Source organism: Halomonas sp. SIMBA_159 (assembly GCF_046536035.1).
Lineage (GTDB): Bacteria > Pseudomonadota > Gammaproteobacteria > Pseudomonadales > Halomonadaceae > Vreelandella > Vreelandella venusta_A.
The window spans coordinates 1-257 of sequence record NZ_JAWJBT010000995.1 but is presented as its reverse complement, the minus strand read 5'-3'; the positions used below and the strand labels follow the sequence as shown (position 1 = coordinate 257).

Annotated in this window: 1 protein-coding gene; it reads left to right on the top strand. The window is 67.3% G+C overall.

Features of this window, described 5'->3' with window-relative positions; all coding sequences use genetic code 11:
- A partial coding sequence (locus R0J87_RS22240; RefSeq protein ID WP_498889030.1) for a hypothetical protein occupies positions 1 to 257 on the top strand: 257 nt, incomplete at both ends.

Genomic DNA, 257 nt, shown 5'->3' with positions numbered 1-257 from the left:
TGTCGCGTCTGGGCGCTGCCGCACGCGCCGAGCTCCGCTCACCACGCGCACTCCTCGTCGTCCTGATCATCGTCCTGATCACGACCCTGGCGATCCTCCAGCCGGCGTTCCTCAACGGCCCCTTCGTGATCGCGCCGCTGCTCACGACGATCGCGATCTTCACGGTCGTCGGGCTCGCACAGATGGCCGTGCTCTCGATCGGTCACATGAACCTCGCAGTGGGACAGCTCGCGGGGATCGGAGCGCTCGTCACCGGT